The 20687-nt window shown below is 64.5% G+C and carries 13 protein-coding genes and 1 pseudogene; 6 read left to right on the forward strand and 8 right to left on the reverse strand.

All coding sequences use genetic code 11. The features are described 5' to 3' along the window. Window positions 1-8 precede the first annotated feature (8 nt). The gene (locus ACSQ76_RS03825; RefSeq protein ID WP_437155524.1) at window positions 9-2645 is read right to left on the reverse strand and encodes a TRAP transporter permease; all 2637 of its coding nucleotides are present in this window, start codon (window positions 2643-2645) and stop codon (window positions 9-11) included. 68 nt (window positions 2646-2713) lie between these two features. Then, complete coding sequence (locus ACSQ76_RS03830; protein WP_437155525.1) at window positions 2714-3673, reverse strand: TAXI family TRAP transporter solute-binding subunit; 960 nt, start codon at window positions 3671-3673, stop codon at window positions 2714-2716. A 121-nt stretch (window positions 3674-3794) separates the two neighbouring features. Here ACSQ76_RS03830 and ACSQ76_RS03835 point away from each other — a divergent pair, with 121 nt between their 5' ends. Next, window positions 3795-5117 carry an aspartate aminotransferase family protein gene (locus tag ACSQ76_RS03835; RefSeq protein WP_437155526.1) on the forward strand — a complete coding sequence of 441 codons (1323 nt, stop codon included), beginning with the start codon at window positions 3795-3797 and terminating at the stop codon, window positions 5115-5117. Window positions 5118-5126: 9 nt separating this feature from the next. Here the strand turns inward: ACSQ76_RS03835 and ACSQ76_RS03840 are convergent, their stop codons facing one another. Continuing rightward, a complete protein-coding gene (locus tag ACSQ76_RS03840; protein ID WP_437155527.1) occupies window positions 5127-5783 on the reverse strand; it encodes a GntR family transcriptional regulator in 657 nt (218 codons plus the stop codon). Between the two features lie 132 nt (window positions 5784-5915). Between ACSQ76_RS03840 and dctP the strand changes: the two genes are divergently transcribed. From dctP to ACSQ76_RS03865, 5 genes and pseudogenes are all read left to right on the forward strand, one after another. Continuing rightward, window positions 5916-6902, forward strand: coding sequence for a TRAP transporter substrate-binding protein DctP (gene dctP / locus ACSQ76_RS03845; protein ID WP_437155528.1), 987 nt, complete (start codon window positions 5916-5918; stop codon window positions 6900-6902). Window positions 6903-6985: 83 nt separating this feature from the next. Next, a pseudogene (locus tag ACSQ76_RS03850) lies at window positions 6986-7536 on the forward strand (TRAP transporter small permease subunit). Then, entirely contained in the window at window positions 7536-8852 is a 1317-nt protein-coding gene (locus ACSQ76_RS03855) for a TRAP transporter large permease (RefSeq protein ID WP_306130530.1), read from the forward strand. Before ACSQ76_RS03850 ends, ACSQ76_RS03855 begins: the two are co-directional and overlap by 1 nt. Continuing rightward, window positions 8849-10111 carry a malonyl-CoA decarboxylase gene (locus tag ACSQ76_RS03860; RefSeq protein ID WP_437155529.1) on the forward strand — a complete coding sequence of 421 codons (1263 nt, stop codon included), beginning with the start codon at window positions 8849-8851 and terminating at the stop codon, window positions 10109-10111. Before ACSQ76_RS03855 ends, ACSQ76_RS03860 begins: the two co-directional genes overlap by 4 nt. Then, window positions 10108-11625: a malonate--CoA ligase gene (locus ACSQ76_RS03865; protein ID WP_437155530.1), complete on the forward strand. Its 1518-nt coding sequence runs from the start codon at window positions 10108-10110 to the stop codon at window positions 11623-11625. Before ACSQ76_RS03860 ends, ACSQ76_RS03865 begins: the two co-directional genes overlap by 4 nt. Here ACSQ76_RS03865 and ACSQ76_RS03870 read toward each other — a convergent pair. The 5 genes from ACSQ76_RS03870 to ACSQ76_RS03890 all read right to left on the reverse strand — a co-directional run bounded on the left by ACSQ76_RS03870 (window position 11615) and on the right by ACSQ76_RS03890 (window position 20392). Further along, window positions 11615-12868 carry an FAD-binding domain-containing protein gene (locus ACSQ76_RS03870; RefSeq protein ID WP_437155531.1) on the reverse strand — a complete coding sequence of 418 codons (1254 nt, stop codon included), beginning with the start codon at window positions 12866-12868 and terminating at the stop codon, window positions 11615-11617. The genes ACSQ76_RS03865 and ACSQ76_RS03870 overlap by 11 nt on opposite strands. Window positions 12869-12950: 82 nt before the next feature. Next, window positions 12951-14783 carry an acetyl-CoA hydrolase/transferase C-terminal domain-containing protein gene (locus ACSQ76_RS03875; RefSeq protein WP_437155532.1) on the reverse strand — a complete coding sequence of 611 codons (1833 nt, stop codon included), beginning with the start codon at window positions 14781-14783 and terminating at the stop codon, window positions 12951-12953. Further along, window positions 14776-16851 (reverse strand): 3-hydroxyacyl-CoA dehydrogenase NAD-binding domain-containing protein, encoded by a 2076-nt coding sequence (locus tag ACSQ76_RS03880; RefSeq protein WP_437155533.1) that lies wholly within the window; start codon window positions 16849-16851, stop codon window positions 14776-14778. The genes ACSQ76_RS03875 and ACSQ76_RS03880 overlap by 8 nt, the downstream gene beginning before the upstream one ends. Next, entirely contained in the window at window positions 16848-18146 is a 1299-nt protein-coding gene (locus ACSQ76_RS03885) for an acetyl-CoA C-acetyltransferase (protein WP_437155534.1), read from the reverse strand. Before ACSQ76_RS03885 ends, ACSQ76_RS03880 begins: the two co-directional genes overlap by 4 nt. Continuing rightward, window positions 18143-20392 (reverse strand): acyl-CoA dehydrogenase, encoded by a 2250-nt coding sequence (locus tag ACSQ76_RS03890; RefSeq protein WP_437155535.1) that lies wholly within the window; start codon window positions 20390-20392, stop codon window positions 18143-18145. The genes ACSQ76_RS03885 and ACSQ76_RS03890 overlap by 4 nt, the downstream gene beginning before the upstream one ends. Between the last annotated feature and the right edge of the window lie 295 nt (window positions 20393-20687).

Genomic DNA, 20687 nt, shown 5'->3' on the forward strand with positions numbered 1-20687 from the left:
GGTTCTCCTCAGAAGGCGGGTTGCTTGGCGCGGGGCCGCTGGATCAGGACGACGCCGGCCAGCAGGATCAGAGCGGGGATGAAGAACAGTTCCTTGGGCAGGCGCTCGTTCTCGATCTCGACCTTGCTGACCACCACGGGGCTGTCGCCGTAGAAGTCGTATTCGATGCCGATCGCCTCGAAATGCGGTGTGCCGGGGAAGGGTTCCTCGAGCTTCAGTTGGCCGTCCTCTTCGAAGATGCTGAGGCCCTGTTCGGACAGGGCGGCGGTGCCGTCGTCCTCGATTCCGGGCACCGAAATGGTGATGGGCCTGTTCTCGCCCGTGTCGAAATCGGGGCCTTCGATGGTCAGGCGCATCGGCTGGCCGGTGTCGGCGCTGTCCATGAGCGCATAGACCTCGGTTCCGGTGGCGGTCTGGTAGGGCTCCGAGATCTGGTCGAGGAAGAACCCCGGACGGAACAGCATGAAGGCGATGAAAAGCAGCGCCGCGCTTTCCCATTTCCGGGACTTGGCGATGAAATACCCTTGCGTCGCCGCCGCGAAGAGCAACATGGCTATGAGCGATATGCAGAAGACCATGATCGCCTTGGCAAAGCCGACGTCGATCAGCAGCAGGTCGGTGTTGAAGATGAAGAGGAAGGGCAGAAGCGCTGTGCGGATGTCATAGCCGAACCCCTGGATACCCGTCTTGATCGGGTCGCCGCGCGAGATGGCGGCGGCGGCATAGGCGGCAAGGCCCACAGGCGGCGTGTCATCGGCGAGAATGCCGAAGTAGAACACGAACATGTGCACGGCGATGAGCGGCACGATCAGGCCCGCCTGGGCGCCCACGGACACGATGACCGGCGCCATCAGCGAGGAAACGACGATATAGTTGGCCGTGGTCGGCAGGCCCATGCCGAGGATCAGTGACAGGACCGCCACGAGGAACAGCAGGATCATCAGGTTCCCGCCCGAGATCACCTCGATCACCTGGCCGATGACCTGGTGCGCGCCTGTCAGGCTGATCGTGCCGACGATGATGCCGGCGGCCCCGGTCGCGACACCGATGCCGATCATGTTGCGGGCGCCCAGGATCAGGCCGTCGATGAAGTCGCGCCAGCCGTGCCAGGTTTCGCCGGCAAAACCCTCGCCGCGGAACATCGCCTTGAGCGGGCGGTGCGTCAGCGCGATGATGATCATGAAGATCGTGGCCCAGAAGGCCGAGAGCGCGGGCGACAACCGGTCGAGCGTGTCGGTGCGCACCATCAGGTTCCACACCAGGATGAAGATCGGGATCGCGAAGTAGAGCCCGCCGATCAGTGTGGGCGTCAGACGCGGTGCGACGGGCGGGCCGCCTTCATCCTTGTCCAGTTGCAGATCAGGATAGCGGGCCGCGATGGCGACGAGCACGATGTAAAGCACGGCCACGAGCGCCACCGCCGCATAGACCGAGTTGCCCATGATCGGCTCAAGGATGCCGCGCAGGCCGATCATCAGGAAGGTGCAGAGGGCAAGGAAGAGGAAGCCCGACAGGAACAGGATCAGGATCATCAGAACGCCGATGCGGCGGCCGGGTTTTTCCAGCCCCTTGAGGCCCATCTTCAGGCTTTCCAGGTGCACGATGTAGAGCAGAGCGATGTAGGAGATGACCGCCGGAAGGAAGGCGTGCTTGACCACGTCGATATAGGGAATGTTGACGTATTCGACCATCAGGAAGGCCGCCGCGCCCATCACGGGCGGTGTCAGCTGGCCGTTGGTGGACGAGGCCACCTCGACCGCGCCGGCCTTTTCCGCCGGAAAGCCGATGCGCTTCATCAGCGGGATGGTGAATGTGCCGGTGGTGACGGTGTTGGCGATGGACGAGCCCGAGATCATGCCTGTCATCATCGACGACAGAACCGATGCCTTGGCCGGCCCGCCGCGCAGCGCGCCCAGAAGCGCGATGGCCACCTTGATGAACCAGTTGCCGCCGCCGGCCCGGTCCAGCAGGGCGCCGAACAGAACGAAAAGGAAGATCATCGTGGTCGACACGCCGAGCGCCACGCCGAACACCCCTTCGGTCTGCATCCAGTAGTGACCCAGTGCCTTGGGCAGCGACGAGCCGCCGTAATTGGTGATGTTGCGCGCCCATTCCGAATACCCGCCGAAAAAGGCGAACAGGATGAAACAGCACGCGATGATGACCAGTGGCAGGCCCAGCGAGCGGTAGACCGAGACCAGAAGCACGATCATCCCGATCGCCGACATGGTCACGTCCGTGGTGTTCCACAGGCCCGGTCGGTCGGCGATCTCGAACCGGAACACCACCAGGTAAAGACAGGCCGACACACCCAGGATCACCAGAGCCCAGTCATAAAGCGGAATCCGGTCGCGGGGCGAGGATTTGAACAGCGGAAAGGCGAGCGTCGCCAGCATGATGGCAAAGGCCAGGTGCACGAAGCGGGCCTGTGCGACGATATTGGCGAAGATCGACATGCCCGTGGCCTGGGCCACGATGCCGGGGACGCGGGAGGCGATGTAGAGCTGAAAGATGGACCAGGCGATACAGGTGCCGATGATCAGCTTGGTCTGCCAGGCCGCGGACGGGTTGCGGGCGCCGGTATCGGCCTCGGCCAACATGTCGTCGGCGGAACGTGTGTTTTCGGTCAGGTCGCTCACTGTCATGCCCCCTCAGGCAATTCCTATGAAGTAAAAGGGCGCCCGCGAGGGGGCGCCCTTCGAAGCCCGCGGGCTTATTCCATCAGGCCCAGTTCCTTGTAGGCCTTTTCGGCACCGGCATGCAGCGGGGCCGACAGGGCATCCTGAACCATTTCGGCAGGTTCCAGGTTGGCGAAGGCCGGGTGCAACTGGCGGAAGTCGTCGATGTTCTCCATGACCGCCTTCGCAAGCACGTATACCGTGTCTTCCGACACGTCGGCGGATGTCACGAGGGTCGCGCCGACGCCGAAGGTGGTGACGTCCTCGTCATTGCCGGCGTACATGCCGCCGGGAACCGTGGCGGTACGGTAATAGGGATTTTCCTCGATCAGCTTGTCGATCACATCGCCGGTGACGTTCACGAGTGTGACGTCACAGGTGGTCGCCGCTTCCTGGATGGCGGCCGCCGGGTGACCCACGACGTAGACCATGGCGTCGATGTTGCCGTCGCAGAGTTGCTGCGACATCTCCGACCCCTTGTACTCGGTGGCGAGCGCGAAGTCGTCCATGGTCATGCCGTACTCGGCCATCAGCACCTCGGTCGTGGCGCGCAGGCCGGAGCCGGCATTGCCGACGTTGAAGCGCTTGCCTTTGAGATCCTCGAAGCTCTCGATGCCGGCGTCGGACCGGGCGATCAGCGTAAAGGGTTCGGGGTGGACCGAAAAGACCGAGCGGATTTCCGGAAACGGATTGTCCGAGAAGGTCGAGGTGCCGTTATAGGCATGGTACTGCCAGTCGGACTGCGCCACGCCGAATTCCAGCTCGCCGGCCTTGATCGTGTTGATGTTGTAGACCGAACCCCCGGTGGATTCCACGGCGCAGCGGATGCCGTGATCCTTGCGGGACTTGTTGACGAGACGACAGATCGCGCCCCCGGTGGGATAGTAAACGCCTGTCACGCCACCGGTGCCGATGGAAATGAATTCCTGCGCCGAGGCCGGCGCGGAAATGGCGATTCCTGCGGCGGCGAAGGCGCCGAGAAGGTAGTTTTTCATGGTGTTCTCCCTTAGTTGCGAACATCATCTCGAGATGAGTCGATGGGGCCAGTAGAGCCAGAACTGGCCGGGCTTGCAAGACCATGAGGCGACAAATGAATAGATTCAAGGTGTTAGCCGAATGAGCCACGTGTTTCACCGCAACAGCCGCGTCGAACCGCCGACCGTCACGCGGGGCGAGGGGGCCTATCTCTTCGACCAGTCCGGAAAGGCCTATCTGGACGGATCGGGTGGCGCGGCGGTGTCCTGCCTGGGCCATGGCGATCCGCACGTGACTCAAGCGATCAAGGCGCAACTTGACCGGGTCGCCTTTGCCCATACCGGGTTTATGACGTCCGAGCCCGCCGAGGCGCTCGCGGCGCGGCTTGCGGCCGTGGCACCCGGCGACCTGGCGCGGGTCTATTTCGTGTCGGGCGGGTCCGAGGCGATGGAAGCGGCCCTGAAGCTGGCGCGGCAGTATTTCATCGAGGCTGGACAACCGCAGCGCAGCCGGGTGATCGCGCGGCGGCAAAGCTATCACGGCAACACGCTGGGGGCGCTGGCCACGGGCGGCAATGCGTGGCGGCGGGCGCCTTTCGCGCCGCTCTTGATGGAGGTGAGCCATGTCTCGCCGTGCTATGCCTATCGCGGCATGCAGGAGGGCGAGACGGCGCAGGGCTATGTCGCGCGGCTGGTGGCCGAACTGGATGCCGAGATCGAGGAGCACGGTGCAGAGACGATCATGGCCTTCGTGGCCGAACCCGTGGTGGGGGCGACGCTGGGCGCGGTGCCGCCCGTCGCGGGGTATTACCGCGCGGTGCGGGAGGTCTGCGACAGGCATGGCATCCTGCTGATCCTCGACGAGGTGATGTGCGGCATGGGGCGCACCGGAACACTTTTCGCCTGCGAGCAGGACGGAATCGCGCCGGATATCTGCGCCATCGCCAAGGGGCTGGGCGCGGGGTATCAGCCGATCGGTGCCATGCTCTGCACCGCCGAGATACACGACACGATCGCCGAAGGATCGGGGTTCTTCCAGCATGGGCACACCTACCTGGGGCATCCCACCGCCTGTGCGGCGGCGGGCGCGGTTCTGGGCCGCTTGCTGGACGACGGCGTGGCGGCGCGCGTCGCCCCTCTGGGAGAGGCGCTGCGCGCGCGGCTGGTCGAGCGGTTCGGGCACCATCCGCATGTGGGCGACATCCGCGGGCGCGGGCTGTTCCAGGGGATCGAGTTGGTGGAGGACCGAGACACCAAGGCGCCGTTCGACCCGGCCCGCAAGCTGCACGCCTTGATCAAGGCGGCGGCGTTCGAGGCGGGGCTGATCTGCTACCCCATGGGCGGCACGATGGATGGTCAACACGGCGATCACGTACTGCTGGCGCCGCCCTTCATCCTGACCGAGGACCAGGTCGATGAATTGGTCCACAAGCTGGGAACGGCGGTGGACACCGTGCTGGCCTGAGCGGCGTGCCTATTCGGCAGCGGCTTTCAGGCTGGACATCAGGCGGTGGAATTTCTCGCCCTGAACGGTGACGTGCTGGCGCAGCAGATTGCTGGCCTGCTCACCCTCGCCGGCCTCGATGGCCGCAAGGATCGCGTCATGTTCGGCCACCGATTGCGCCATCCGCCCGCGCCAGCGCAGTTGCAGGCGGCGGAAAGGGCGCAGGCGGCGCTGTAGCCGCAAGCACTCCTGTTCCAGAAACGCGTTGCCGGTCTGGGCGTAGAGCGTGGCATGGAAAAGGTCGTTCTGGTGGTAGTTTCCGTCGGCGTCCTGCGCCTCTGTCGCCGCTCGGCACCGGTCATTGATCATGCGCAGCCGGGCCAGCGCATCATCCGAAATGCGCGACGCGGCCAGCCGCGCGCAGATCGCTTCAAGCTCTGCCATCACCTCGAACATCTCGATCAGTTCGACCGGCCCGGGTTGCCGCACGAACACGCCGCGCCGGGGGATCTGTTCGACGAGGCCAGAAAGCGCAAGTCGTTGAAGAGCCTCACGAATTGGCGTTCGGGAAACGTCGAAACGTTCGGCCAGCTGAACTTCGTCAAGCCGGTCGCCATCGTCGAACGTCCCCTCGAGGATCAACTCCTCGATGGCGTCCGCGATGAGGTCTGCACGCTTGCGTTCCATGTAAATCCGCTAGCACAGCGCCGCGTAGAGCGCAAGAAATCCGTTCTTGTATACAAAAAATTTGACTGACGACACAATCTCGTTAGGGTTCGGGCAGTCCGAACACGAATCAGGACGTTTTGGGAGGAACACATGAAACTGAATTTCACAGCCGCGGTCGCGGCAGCAGCCCTTTTCGCAGGCAGCCTGACGGCAAGCGCCGAAGAGCTGCGCCTGTCGCACCAGTGGTCCACCAGTGACGTGCGTCACAAGGTGGCGCAGATGGTCGCCGACGAGGTCGCGGCGGCGGATGTCGATCTGGATATCCAGATCTTCCCCTCGCAGTCGCTGTTCAAGGCGCGCGAGCAATACAAGCCGCTGGCGCGCGGGCAGGTCGACATGATCGTCTTTCCGCTGTCCTACGCGGGCGGCCTGCGCAACGCCTACAACCTGACCCTGATGCCGGGGCTGGTGAAGAACCACGACCATGCCGCGCGTCTGAACGAGTCCGAGTTCATGGGCGATATCGAGGATATCATGGCCGAGGATGACATCATGGTCCTCGTGCACGGCTACCTGGCCGGCGGTTTCGCGGGCAAGGAAAAGTGCATCACCGCGCCGGAGGACGTGGAAGGCCTGCAGACCCGCGCGGCGGGCAAGGCGTTCGAGCAGATGCTGGCGGGCGCCGGTGCGTCGATCGCCTCGATGAGCTCGGCCGAGATCTATAACGCCATGCAGACGGGTGTTCTGGATGCCGCGAACACCTCGTCCTCGTCCTTTGTCAGTTACCGCATCTACGAGCAGGTGTCGTGCTTTACCCCGGCGGGCGACTATGCGCTGTGGTTCATGTATCAGCCGCTGTTGATGAACAAGTCCAAGTTCGAAAGCCTGAGCGAAGAGCAGCAGACCGCGCTGATGGAGGCCGCCGAGAAGGCCGAGGCGTTCTACCTAGAAGAGGCCAAGAGCCAGGACGGCAATGCCCGCGAAGTCTTTGCCGAGAACGGTGTCGAGATTGCCGAGATGAGCCAGGAAGAGTTCGACGCGTGGCGCCAGATCGCGCAGGAGACCGCCTACAAGGCCTTCCTTGAGGGCTCGCCCGAGGGTCAGGAACTGCTGGACAAGGCGCTGGCCGTCGAGTGATCCGCTGAACCAATCGTCGGGTCCGGCACCGCGCCGGGCCCGACCTCGCGTACCATTTCCACTTTTTCAACGGAGGCCGAGCGATGTCCGGTTCCGCCCACGCCACAGCGGCCGCCCGCCATGGTGGCAACCCCGTTCTGCGGATAATCGGCTGGATCAGCCAGATTTGCGGCATCGTCGCCGCGCTGATGATCGTCGCGTCCGTCCTGATCGTCTGCCAGATGATTTTTATCCGGTTCGTGCTGAACCAGTCGACGATCTGGCACACCGAGGGCGTGACCTACCTGATGATCGGCGCGACCATGCTGGGCCTGCCATACGTGCAATATGTGCGCGGCCACGTGAATGTGGATCTGCTGCCGATCATGTTGCCCAACAAGGCGCGGCGCGTGCTGGCCGGGATCGTCATGGCGCTGACGCTGGCGGTGGTTGGCGCGATGCTGTGGCACGGCTATCATTTCTGGCACGAGGCCTGGGACTGGGGGAGACGTCGAACACGCCGTGGAACCCCAAGCTGTGGGTGCCGTACCTCGCACTGCCGCTGGGCTTTGGCCTCTATGCGCTGCAATTGGCGGCTGACCTTTTCGCAATGACCACGGGCATCGACAAGCCCTTCGGGCTGGAGGACGTCTGATGGATCCGCTTGCACTGGGTGGCCTTGTCGCCCTCATCACCATCGTCGTCCTGTTTTCGGGGATATCCGTGGCCGCGGGCCTGCTGGTGGTCTCTGCCGGGTTCCTGATCATCTTCGACGGGATGAGTTCGCTGTCGCTGATGCCGGAGATCTTCTTTGGCAAGCTGGACAATTTCGCGCTGCTGTCGATCCCGATGTTCATCATCATGGGCGCCTCCATCGCCTCGACCCGCGCGGGTGCGGACCTTTACGAGGCGCTGGAACGCTGGCTGACCCGCGTGCCGGGCGGGCTTGTGGTGTCGAACCTGGGCGCCTGTGCGCTCTTTGCCGCGATGTCCGGCTCCAGCCCGGCCACCTGTGCCGCCATCGGCAAGATGGGCATTCCCGAGATGCGCAAGCGGGGCTATCCCGATGGTGTCGCCGCAGGCTCGATCGCCGCGGGCGGGACGCTGGGTATCCTGATCCCGCCGTCTGTCACGATGATCGTCTACGGTATCGCCACCGAGACCTCGATCGGGCGCCTGTTCCTTGCGGGTGTGTTCCCGGGGCTGCTGCTGGTGGGGCTGTTCATGGCCTGGTCGCTGTATTCCACTTGGAAGTCGGGCAATGCGAGCGTCCTGTCGGCGGGCAGCTATACCTGGAAGGAGCGGGTGGAGATCCTGCCGCGGGTGTTGCCGTTCCTGTTCATCATCCTGGGTGTGCTTTACGCCATGTATGGCGGCATCGCCACGCCGTCGGAAACGGCCGCCGTCGGCGCGCTGATGTGCATGTTGATCGCTATGGTGATCTACCGCCTGTGGGACCCGCGCCAGATCTGGACGGTGCTGCGCGACAGCACGCGGGAAAGCGTGATGATCCTGTTCATCATCGCGGCCGCCGGCGTGTTTTCCTACATGCTGTCGTCGCTCTTCATCACGCAATCCATCGCCGAGTGGATCGGCACGCTGGACGTGAACCGCTGGGTGCTGATGGGCGCGATCAACGTCTTTCTGCTGATCGCGGGCTTCTTCCTTCCGCCGGTCGCGGTGATCCTGATGGCCGCGCCGATCCTGCTGCCGATCATCACCACCGCCGGGTTCGACCCGATCTGGTTTGCCGTGGTGCTGACGATCAACATGGAAATCGGGCTGATCTCGCCGCCGGTGGGCCTGAACCTTTACGTGATCAACGGCATTGCGCCGGACATCTCGCTGAAGACGATCCTGACCGGGTCGCTGCCCTTCGTCGCCTGCATGGTGATCGCGATTGTCCTGCTGTGCCTGTTTCCGGGTATCGCCACGTGGCTGCCCGATTTGGTGATGGGAGCCGAGCTATGACCTTGCTTGCCGATCTTCTGTCCACCGTGTTCGAGCGCCGTTACGGCGCCGCACGCGGCGTGCCGCGGGACGACCGACCGATCGAGGACCTGACCGCCGACCTGATCGGGGCCACCGGCGAGGTCTCGGGGCAGGCCGTGGCGCGCCAGATCCTGACCCGGTACGAAAGCTGGGACGATACCGCGAAGCTGGAGTTTTTCCGGCATCTTGCCCGGGACATGGTGATCAACCCCGAGCAGGTGCGCGACGCGCTGGACGCGTATGAGCGCGGCCAGTCCAAGGCCACCTATCGCGCCTTCCTGAATGCCTCGGAGTCGCCCCGGCAGGAACTGATCCGGCGGATGAACCAGGTGCCCGGTGCCACCAGGCGGCTGGTCGGGATGCGGACCGACCTGTTGCGGCTGGGCCGGGACGATGACGAGTTGCAGGCGCTGGACCTGGATTTCCGGCATCTGTTTGCAAGCTGGTTCAACCGCGGCTTCCTTGTGCTGCGCCCGATCAGCTGGGAAAGCCCGGCGCATATCCTGGAAAAGATCATTGCCTACGAGGCCGTGCACGCGATCGACAGCTGGAACGATCTGCGCCGGCGGCTGGAGCCTGCGGACAGACGCTGTTTCGCGTTCTTTCACCCGGCCATGCCGGACGAGCCGCTTATTTTCGTCGAGGTGGCGCTGACCGACGGCATACCGGGCTCGATCCAGGAAGTTCTGGCCGAAGAGCGCGACCAGATCGACGTCGACCGTGCAAACACGGCGGTGTTCTATTCGATCTCGAACTGCCAATCCGGTCTGGCGCAGATCTCTTTCGGCAACTCGCTGATCAAGCAGGTGGCGGCGGATCTGGCGCTGGAGAATCCGGCGCTGAAGAATTTCGTCACCTTGTCGCCGATCCCGGGACTGACCCGGTGGATGGAAAGTGTCGACATCAATCCCGAGGCGCAGCAGCCCGATGCGCTGTGCGAATATGCCGCCTATTACCTGACGCAGGCCAAGCGGGGCGATGGCCTGCCGCTTGACCCCGTGGCGCGGTTCCACCTGGGCAACGGGGCGCAGGTTCACAAGGTTCACGCCAATGCGGACGTGTCGACCAACGGGATGAAGCAATCCGCGGGAGTGATGGTGAATTACCTCTATGACCTGGGCAAGGTATCGCAGAACCACGAACGGTTTGCGGCCGAGCAACGGGTCGCGGTCTCGAGCGAGATCAAGTCGCTGGCCGCAAGCGCCGCCAAGACGATGCCGGAGGAGGGACACGCATGACCAATCCCCTTTTCGATGCCCTGTTCGGAAATCACGCCGGCAAGGACACGCCGTTCCTGTATCTGCCAGACGGCGAGACGCTGACACACGACCGGTTTCTGCGGCTGGCCGCGCAATATGCCAACGCCTTTACCGCCGCTGGGCTAGAGCCCGGTGCGCGGGTGGCGGCGCAGGTGGAAAAATCGCATTTCGCGTTGGCCGCATATGCCGCCTGCGTGCAGGCCGGACTGGTCTTTCTGCCACTCAACACCGGCTACACGGTGGAGGAGCTGAGCTATTTCATCGAAGACAGTGGCGCGTCGATGGTGATCTGCAAGGGCGACAGGCGCGAGGCGCTTCAGCCTATCGCGTCCAAACATGGCGCGGCGCTGGAGACGCTCGACGAAGATGGCTCCGGCAGTCTGTCAGAAAAGGCGGCGGAGGCGCCCGAGACGTTCGAGACCGTGGACCGCAAGGCAGATGACCTGGCGGCGCTGCTCTATACGTCGGGGACTACGGGGCGGTCGAAAGGCGCTATGCTGAGCCAGGAGAACCTGCTGTCCAACGCCGAGACGTTGGCGGAACACTGGCGGTTCACCAGTGACGATGTCCTGCTGCATGCGTTGCCGATCTTTCACACGCATGGCCTGTTCGTGGCGACCAACATCACGCTGGTCGCCGGAGGGGCGATGATCTTCCTGCCGAAGTTCGACTTGGACAAGGTGATCGACCTTCTGCCCGAAGCGACCGCGATGATGGGCGTGCCGACCTTCTACACGCGCCTTCTGGACGACCCGCGGTTCGACAAGGACCTGGTGGCGCATATGCGGCTCTTCGTGTCGGGCAGCGCCCCGCTTCTGGCCGAGACGCATACGCAATTCGAGAAGCGCACCGGACATCGCATCCTCGAACGCTATGGCATGACCGAGACCAATATGAACACCTCGAACCCCTATGACGGGGACCGGCGCGCCGGCACCGTGGGCTTTCCGCTGCCGGGGGTGGAGTTGAAGATCACCGATCCCGAGACGGGCGAGGAGGTGGCGCAGGGCGAGGTTGGCCAGATCGAAGTGCGCGGGCCGAATGTGTTCCAGGGATATTGGCAGATGCCCGAAAAGACCGCGGCGGAGCTGCGGGAGAACGGGTTTTTCATCACGGGTGATCTGGGTGTCATAGATGATCGCGGCTACGTCCAGATCGTCGGACGCAACAAGGACCTGATCATCTCGGGCGGGTACAACATCTATCCCAAGGAGATCGAGCTGGTGCTGGACGAACAGCCCGGCGTTCTGGAAAGCGCGGTGATCGGTGTGCCCCATGCGGATTTCGGCGAGACGGTCGTGGGCGTGATCGTGCCCGAGGCGGGGGCCGAGCCGGACCTCGATGCAATCGGCGCGGCGACCTCGAAGGCGCTGGCGCGCTTCAAGCATCCCAAGAAGCTGATCGTCCGCGAGGAGTTGCCGCGCAACTCCATGGGGAAGGTGCAGAAAAACCTGCTGCGGGACGAGTTCAAGGACCTGTTCGTCACCGCGTGACGTATCGGCTCAGCCCGGCATCGTGCAGGATGTCGGGTAGCTTCTTCTTGACTTTGAAATAGCCTGCGGTGGCGTGGGGCCAGACAAGAGTGTCCCAGTCTCGGCGCCATTCCCGAAGTGGCACACCTGCCGCGTTCAGCGTCGGCCCGGCCATCGTCACCCAGTCGCGCAAGGGCCCCTGGGGAATGAAGGGCGTCACGATCTGGGTCGCGCCGTGTTCCGCGGCCCAACGCGCCAGCACTCCGGGGTCGTCGACTTGAAGGTTGTCCGCCCTTGCGGCGATGCGGTGGGCGGTGTCGGCCAGTGCCGCCGCTTCGAATTCCGTCACCTTGCCGGATACGGGTCGCGGCGAGCGAAGAGCGCTGGCCGCGAGCGTTGCCGTCGCACGGATGTCGAGTCCCGAGAGCGCAAAATCGTCGGGGCGACAATCCTCTTCCGTGATCAGCAGCGCAGCAGGCGCGCCGGCTTGCGGCGTCAATGGCTCGCGCAGCGGCTGTACCTGGGGCAAGCCGTCCGGCTCTTCGGCCTCCAGGCCTTCGGTCACATCTGCAAGGTCCGAGGCATGCGGCGTAAAGCGATTGTTGGTGAACCTGGCGATGTTCCAGGCCTCGGCCGCGTAGAACTTGCCCCGCGTATGCAACCCCGCGACCCAGCGCCAGCTCAGCGTGTTGGACGCCGGGTCACCGTCCAGCAGGTGCCGATAGAAGAAATCCGCGCCCAGCCGCCAGGGCAGGCGCAGGGTGAAGATCCAGATCGAGGCGAACCACATGCGCGCGTGATTGTGCAGGTAGCCGGTGTCGGTCAGTTCCCGCGCCCAGGCATTCATGCAGCCGAGATCGGTTTCGCCCGCCTCTGCGCGGTGAACGGCGTGGCGCAGATCGTCGTCTGCGTCCATGCGTTCGAGATCGGTGCGCAGGCCCTCGCGGTAGGCGCGCCAGACCGCGGGGCGGCGTTCCAGCCACCCTTTGAAATAACTCCGCCACATAACTTCCTGCACGAACCGTTCGGCGACGTCCATGCCATGTTCCTGCAGGACACTCGCGATGACAACGGGTTCAAGCAGAAGCCGGCGGCGCAAGTACGGCGAAAGCCTTGAGACGAAGTCGTGCCGGCCCGGCCCGTAATCGAAATTGCGGTCATGAGCATAGCGGGTTCCGAGGCTCGGCAAGACACGCGCAAAGTGCGCCTCGGCGGCGTCCCGGGTCGGCGTTGGCCACTCCGGCGTCAAGATCGGGTCGGTCATCACGTGCCTTTTCTGCAGATCGTGCAGAGACATAAGCCGGTCAAAGGGGATGTCGACAGAAGGGCGAGCGCGGCGCGCGGACTTAGCCAAGTTGGCGCAGGGCCCCGCGCAGGGCGCGCGCCTGAAGCGGTTCGGCAAGCTGAGGCCTGGCGCCGTAGCCCATGCGCTCCATTGCCGCGCCTTCCTGCGGGTGCGGGCTTGCGGTCAGGCCGGACCAGACCAGCGACAGCAGCGCGGGCTTGCTGTGTGCGGCCTCGCGAAGGCGGGACAGCGCTTTGACCAGCAGTTTCTCGGTCTCGGTGAAGTCGGTGCCCAGCGGGTAATCCAGCAGCAAGCCGTCCCTGTGAGGGGCAAGCCAATCGGCGATCGTGTCTGGCGCGTTGCGCCTGTGCGCGTCGGGGATGGTCCAGGCGGGGTCGAGCTTTCCGGCCTTTCGCGCCTTTTCCACCAGATCCGGCTGAAACCGGCTGTCGGCGATGCAAATCAGTCGCTTGATGACCTCTTCATCCGGCAGCCCGCGCAGAAAAGCCGCGCCATATTCGGTAACGACGATATCGCGCATGTGGCGCGGCACGGTGGTGACGGGCAGTTGCCAGACGATGTTCGACGTCAGATCCCCGCCGCTTTGCCGCGTGGCCGGCAGGGTGAGGACGGCATGTGCATCCTTCAACGCGAAAGCCTGTTCGAAGAAATTGAACTGGCCGCCGACACCGCTGACCACCTGGCCGGGTTTGGCCGCGTCGGACATGGCGTCGCCCAACAGGCTCACTTGCATGGCGCCGTTGACGAAGCGGGCGTCCTGCCGGGCAGCGCGCTTGGCCTCTTCATCGCCATAAAGCGCGTTGGTATAGCTGACCGGCATCATACGGATCTTGGCGCGGCGGTCCGGGGGCAGGGCGCGCAGGCGTTCGTACATGTCGCGGGCATCGACGAAGAACCCCGCGTGGATCACCGCGCCATCGACCTCGCGCCGCAGGATGTCGGCTTCGAACAGGGCGACCAGCCCGCCGACGAGCATTTCGGTCACGGCGTAAAGGCCCGTGCGGAAGGGTTCTTCCTCCACCCCTTGGAGTGGCAGGGGGGCGTCGCGCCATAGTGCGTGCAGCGCGGCCCGGTCCCGGGCGATCAGGGCATTGGCCACGGCATCGCCGATGGCACCTATGCCAATTTGCAGGGTGCCGCCGTCGGGCACGAGGCGCGAGACGTGCAGTGCGATGGCGTGTTGGGCGTCGCCCACCGGGCGGCGCAGCACCGAGAAGAGGTCAATCTGCTCGGGCGGGTCCAGCACCATGGCAACTTCGCCTGCATCGAGCGCGGCCGGGCCGTCCATGAACGGCAGGGCGTCGTTGATCTCGGCCACGGCGATGAAATCCATCTCGCCCGCGGCGCGGCAGGCGAAGAGATCGGCGGAGATGTCGGTGTTGCACGACATGCTGAACCGGTCACCCTGCCGTGGCATGAGCTGTGCCAGCACATTCGGATTCTGGTCGACAAGCACGTCGCGGGCATGGGTGTAGTTGGCGGAGATATACTGCCGCTGGGCATAGTCGTTGCCGAGCCACGATCCGGCCTGAAAGAAGAACTCCGAGACCTCGATATTGTCGGGGAGGCCCTTGTCCTTGATGAGATCGACATAGGCGAGCGACGGCGCGGCTCCGAAGAACCGGTCCATGGCGGGGTTCAGGAACCGGGCCTCGAGATCCGAAGACGGCTCGGGGCGTTGCAGGCTGAGGGCGGTGAAGATTTTCAGTGTAAGGGAAGGATCCTCGACCGCGGCGCGCACGAGGGCATTCACGAAGGTGACCGGCTTGCCCAGTCCAAGCGGCAGGGCCAGGCGTATCTCGCCGCCTGTGGCATCAAAGGTGGCCCGCGCCATCGCGCCGGCGTCGGTATGGACCTCGGGCCTTTCAGCCAAGGTCGGACCAGCCGGGATCAGGGGCGAAGCGCGGGCCGTGGGCGGACTCGAGGTCCGTCAGTCGTTTCGTGATGTCGGGGATGCCACGGGCCTTGGCATAGTGCATCGGTCCGCCGCGAAACGGCGCCCAGCCGGTGGCAAAGATCATCGCGGCATCCAGTTGGTCGGCGTCCCTGGCCACGCCCTTGCGCAGCACCTCGGCGCAGGCGTTGAGCATCGGCAGGATCAGCCGGTCGGTCAGGTCGTCGGGCGCGTGTTCCATGTCGGCGTCGGGATGGGGCGTGCCGTCCGACCAGTCGTAAAAGCCCTTCCCGGTCTTCTTGCCCAACTCGCCCTTGTCGACGCGACTCCGCAGGTCGTCGCTGATCGGTGGCATCGACGTGTCGAGGCTTTCGGCCAGGCTTTCGGCCACGTGCAGGCCGATATCCAGCCCCACCTGATCGGCCAGCGTGACCGGCCCCATGGGCATCCCGAAGCGGATGGCGGCGGTGTCGATGACCTCCTTGGGCACGCCCTCGTCCATCAGCACCATCGCTTCGAGCATGTAGGGCACCAGCGCGCGGTTCACGACGAATCCGGGATAGTCCGTCACCAGCGCGGGCAGCTTGCCGGTCGCGCCGCAATAGGCGGCAAGGCGCGAGGCGGTCTTGTCATTCGTAGCGCTGCCTTTGACGACTTCGACGAGGTCTATCTTGGAGACCGGGTTGAAGTAATGAAGACCGGCAAAGCGGGACTTGGCGGGCGCGGCGCTGGCGAGATCGTCGACCGACAGGCTCGACGTGTTCGTGACGAGGATCGCGTCCTTCTTCAGCTTGCCCTTGAGGCCCTTGAAGATCTTTTCCTTGATCTCCTGCTCTTCGCTGGCCGCCTCGATCACCAGGTCGGCATGGGCCAGGCCATAGCCATGCGGATCGGGCATGAGCCGGTCGAGCGCATCACGCGTCTCGGGTCCGCTAAGGTGCTTGGCCTCGCAGATCTTCGCGGCGGTTCTGACGGCCTTGCCCAGCGGATCGGTCTCGATATCGCCCAATGTCACGATCTTGCCCTTGATGGCGGCAATGGCGGCAATCTCGGCCCCCATGGCGCCGGCGCCGATCACGTGGACATGGACAATGCCATCATCACCGCGCCCGGCATCTTTGAGCGATTGCTGCAAAAAGAAGACGCGGCGCAGGTTCTTCGAGGTCTCGGTCTCCAGAAGCCGTGCGAAGCTGTCGATCTCGGCTTTCTGCATGGCCTTGCGGTCGTCGCCATGCTCTTCCCAGAGGTCGATCAGGGCGTGGGGCGCCGGGTAATGCTCTTTCGGGGCTTTTTCCTCGGTCTTGCCGCGCATCTGGCGGGCGGCGAGGCTACGGGCCTGATCAAAGGAAAATGCGCGGGATTTGAGGCCGGGTGTCTGGCGCTCGATCTTGCCGTCCCTGGCGGCCGCAATGGCACCGGCAACGTGGCGTTCCTCGACAACGGCATCGGCAATACCTTGCGACTTGGCCCGTCTGGTATGCGCGGTCTTGCCGGTCAGCATCATGGTCATGGCGTCCGTCGGGTCGATCAGGGCGGGCAGGCGGAAGGTGCCGCCAAGGCCGGGATGCAGGCCAAGCTGCACCTCGGGAAAGCCGAAGGACGCGCCGGGCGTGGCGATGCGGTAGTCGCAGGCGAGCGCCAGTTCGAAGCCTGCGCCAAGCGCCGCGCCGTGGACGACGCAGATGGTGGGGCAGGGCAGCGCCTCGATCCGGTCGAGAACGTCATGCGCCTGTCTCAGCAGGTCGGCGGCACCCTGATCGGTCATGGACTCGAAACCGGTGATGTCGGCCCCGGCGGCAAAACCGGCCTGCTTGGCAGAGCGGATGACGAGGGCGGCGGGCTTGTCCGCCTCGGCCGCGGCGATATGGTCGTCCAGTTCGCGGATCACATCCTCGGAGATGGTGTTGACGCTGCTGCCGGTCTTGTCGAGCACCAGCCAGAGCCCATTGCTCTCGTCCCGACCCGAGCGCCAGTTGCCGTGAGCCTCGCCCACCGGGCCAAGCTCCAGTCTGGTCTCTCCGAGAAATTTCAGAACATGTCCGGTCATTGCACAGCCTCCAGCAGCATCGCGCCGCCAAGGCCGCCGCCGATGCATTCCGTGGCGATGCCGCGTTTCGCGCCGCGGGCCTTCATCGCGTTTGCAAGGTGCAGCACGATGCGGTTGCCACTGGTGCCGACAGGGTGGCCCAGCGAAATCGCGCCGCCATCGACATTGAGCTGATCCCGGTCTATCCGTCCAAAGGCGCCGTCCAGCCCAAGGACCTCGCGGCAGAACTCTTCGTCGTTCCAGGCGGCGAGGCAGGAAAGGACCTGTGCCGCGAAGGCCTCGTTCAATTCCCACAGGTCGATATCGCCTATCCCGTAGCCATGACGTTTCACGATCGGGGTGGAAGACATCACCGGGCCGAGGCCCATGATCGAGGGATCAAGACCCGCCCATTCGCTGTCGGTGATTTCGGCCAGCGGCTCCAGCCCATGCGCATCCACGGCCTGTTCGGAGGCAAGAATGCACCAGCTTGCGCCGTCGGTGATCTGGCTGGAATTGCCAGCCGTGACCTTGCCATAGGGTGGCTCGAACACCGGCTTGGGCTTGGCCAGTCCTTCCATGTCGCTGTCGGGCCGCACGCCGTTGTCGTGATCGTAGACAGTGCCGTCGCGGGCGAAGGCGGGCATGAGCTCGTCCTTCAGCCGGCCTTCCTTGTGGGCGGCGGCCAGCCGGTGGTGGCTCTGCATGGCATAGGCATCGGCAGTCTCGCGATCGATGTTGAAATGATGCGCCAGCACTTCGGCCGTCTGGCCCATGCTGAGGGTCGTGATGGGGTCCGTCAGGCCACGTTCCAACCCGACGACCGGCTTGAAGAACTCAGGCTTGATCCCGGCCATGTTCTTTGCCTGCTCGAGCGGGCCCTTGGCGGTGCTCATCCGGCCGAACCATTCGACAGCGGACCGGCGCAGGGTCAGGGGTGCGTGACTCAGCGCTTCGGCACCGCCGGCCAGTATCATCTGGTGGCTGCCGTCGCGGATATAGCGATAGGCGGTGTCGATGCTCTGCATGCCGGACCCGCAATTGATCTGCACCGTGAATGCCACGGTCGCCTCGGGCAGACCAAGGCGCAGCCCGGCGACGCGGGCCGGGTTCATCTCGTCTGCGATGACGTTGACGCATCCAAGGATGACCAGATCGAGCGCCGCGCGGTCAAAGGGTTGCCGCGCCAGCAGGGGCCGACCGCATTGCACCGCAAGGTCCACGGGCGTGAAAGGTCCGGGGCCTGCCTGCGCCTTGAGAAACGGCGTCCGCGCGCCGTCGACGAGAAAGACTCGATTGCCGTTGATCGTGGTCATTCCGCGGCCTCGCGGTGGGGCCGTTCACCCTCGTGCGGTGCGGGAAAGAGCGCGGCAAAGTCTTCGGGGGCGTAGTCTTCCACCGCGACGACTTCATCGACCAGACGCGACATCTCCTCGATATCGGCCATTTCGGCATCGCTCAGAATGCCGGCTTCCAGCGCCTCCTGCGGGGTCTTTTTCGCATCGCGCAGGCGCTTCATGACCGGCGCCATCCGGGTGACCTTGGCGTAGCATTCGTTCAGCACCTGCACGCCGTCGCGGTTGCAGCCGTCAGCGATGCGCCCGACGATACGGTCGCGGGTATCCGACGGGTCGTAGAGCAGATCGCTGCATTGCGCGACGAGCCTGTCATCGGGCTTGCGCTGCGCCGCGCCGGGCAGGGTGAAGATGCGCAACAGCCACGCCGCCCAGCGGGCCGGCAGGTTGGCGATGACCTCATCCAGCGCTGTCTGGATATTGTGAAAGGCGTCGGCGGCCACGTAGCGCAGCACCGGCAGGTCGGCCTTCTGGCGGCCTTCGTCCTCCCACCGTTTGAGCGCGGCGGAGAGAATATACATCTCGGACAGGATGTCGCCCATGCGCCCCGAGATCATCTCCTTGCGCTTGAGCTCACCACCCAGCGACAAAAAGAGCATGTCGGCGGTCAGGGCATAGGCCGCGGACCAGCGCGACAGCTGTTTGTAAATATCCGTTGCGTCGCCTGCCGCGGGGGCCGGTGCGAACCGACCGCCCGTCAGGGCGCGGCCCCAGCTGCGAAAGAGCGTGCGCGTGCTGTGCCCGACATGGGCCCACAGCGACTTGTCGAACATCTCAAGCGCCTTGTCGGGATCGTCCTCTTCCAAGGCCAGCATGTTGTCGAGCATATGGGGATGGGCGCGGATCGAGCCCTGCCCGAAGATGATCAGGCTGCGGGTGACGATGTTCGCCCCCTCGACCGTGATGCCGATGGGCACGGCGCGATAAAGTGGCAGAAGGTAATTCGACGGCCCGTCGATCACCGCCTTGCCGGAATGTACGTCCATAGCATCATTCAGCGCCTCGCGCATGCGGAAGGTCGCGTGCGCCTTCATGATCGCCGAGATCACCGACAGCGCGCGCCCCTCGTCCAGCCCGGCGCAGGTCAGGTGCCGGGCGGCATCCATCGAATAGGCGTCGGCGGCTAGGCGGCCAAGGCGGGCCTGCACACCGCCGAACTTGCCAATGGGCAGGTTGAACTGTTCGCGGATGCGGGCGTAGGCGCCGGTGGTGTGGGCCGACAGGGCGATGGCGGCGCAGCCCATGGAGGGTAGCGAGATGCCGCGCCCGGCGGCAAGCGCGCTCATCAGCATCATCCAGCCTTCGCCGGCATACTCCTGCCCGCCGATAATGTTTTCGAGCGGGATGAACACGTCCTTGCCCGTGGTCGGGCCGTTCATGAACATGGTGGACGACGGGATATGGCGGCGACCGGTTTCGACGCCCTCAAGGTCGGTCGGAACAAGTGCGCAGGTGATACCGATATCCGGGGTGTCGCCCAGCAGGCCGTCAGGGTCTCTAAGCTTGAAGGCCAGACCCAGCACGGTGCAGACCGGCGACAGCGTGATATAACGCTTGGCCCAGTTCAGGCGGATGCCCAGCACCTCCTCGCCTTTCCACTGGCCCTTGCAGACGACCCCGTCATCGACCATCGCACCGGCGTCCGAGCCGGCCTCGGCACTGGTCAGGCCGAAGGCAGGCAGTTCGCGTCCATCCGCGAGGCGCGGCAGCCAATAATCCTTTTGCGCGTCGGTGCCGAACTGATGCAGAAGCTCGCCGGGGCCCAACGAGTTGGGAACCATGACGGTCACCGCGGCGGCGACAGAGCGCGTCGAAATGTAGCGAACGATCTCGGAATGGGCGAAGGCGGAGAACTCCAGCCCACCATGCGCCTTGGGGATGATCATGCCGAAGAACTTGTTCTCGCGCATGAACTGCCAGACATCCGGCGAAAGATCTCCGGTTTCATGGTTGATCTTCCAGTCGTCGATCATCCCGCACAGCTCTTTCACGGGCCCATCGAAAAACGCCTGTTCCTCGTCCGACAGGCGGGGTGTCTTGACGGCGCGCAGCTTGGACCAGTTGGGGTTGCCCGAGAAAAGCTCGGCCTCCCACCAGACCTCTCCGGCGCTCAGTGCTTCGCTTTCGGTCTTGGACAAGCCGGGCAGGACGCCCTTGGCCCATTTGAAGATGGGCTTGGTGATCGCGCGCGCGCGGAAGCTGGACATGCGGGAACTCCTTTCGGCACAAAACGTGCGGCCCTGCGCAAAAGTTCCCTTCCCGCCCGTCGACCGGGACGGCACCCTGCGCGGCGTGCCCGCAGGATCCGGACAAAGCGATGAGTTCGCCGGATCTCCTGACCTGTAGGTCAACGCCCGTCCGGTAGTTACGGTTGCGGCGGCGGTCTCGGAATTGCGATCTTGCGCTGCCGGCGACCACTTGCCCCGGCTGTCACAAGTCGTTCGGCGTCAGGCACCCACTTGGCGATATCCGCACCGCATGGTGGCGCGTGAGGACGCAGGC

Origin of the sequence: Roseovarius sp. B08, assembly GCF_051417955.1 — a bacterium.
In the GTDB taxonomy this organism is placed as follows: Bacteria; Pseudomonadota; Alphaproteobacteria; order Rhodobacterales; family Rhodobacteraceae; genus Roseovarius.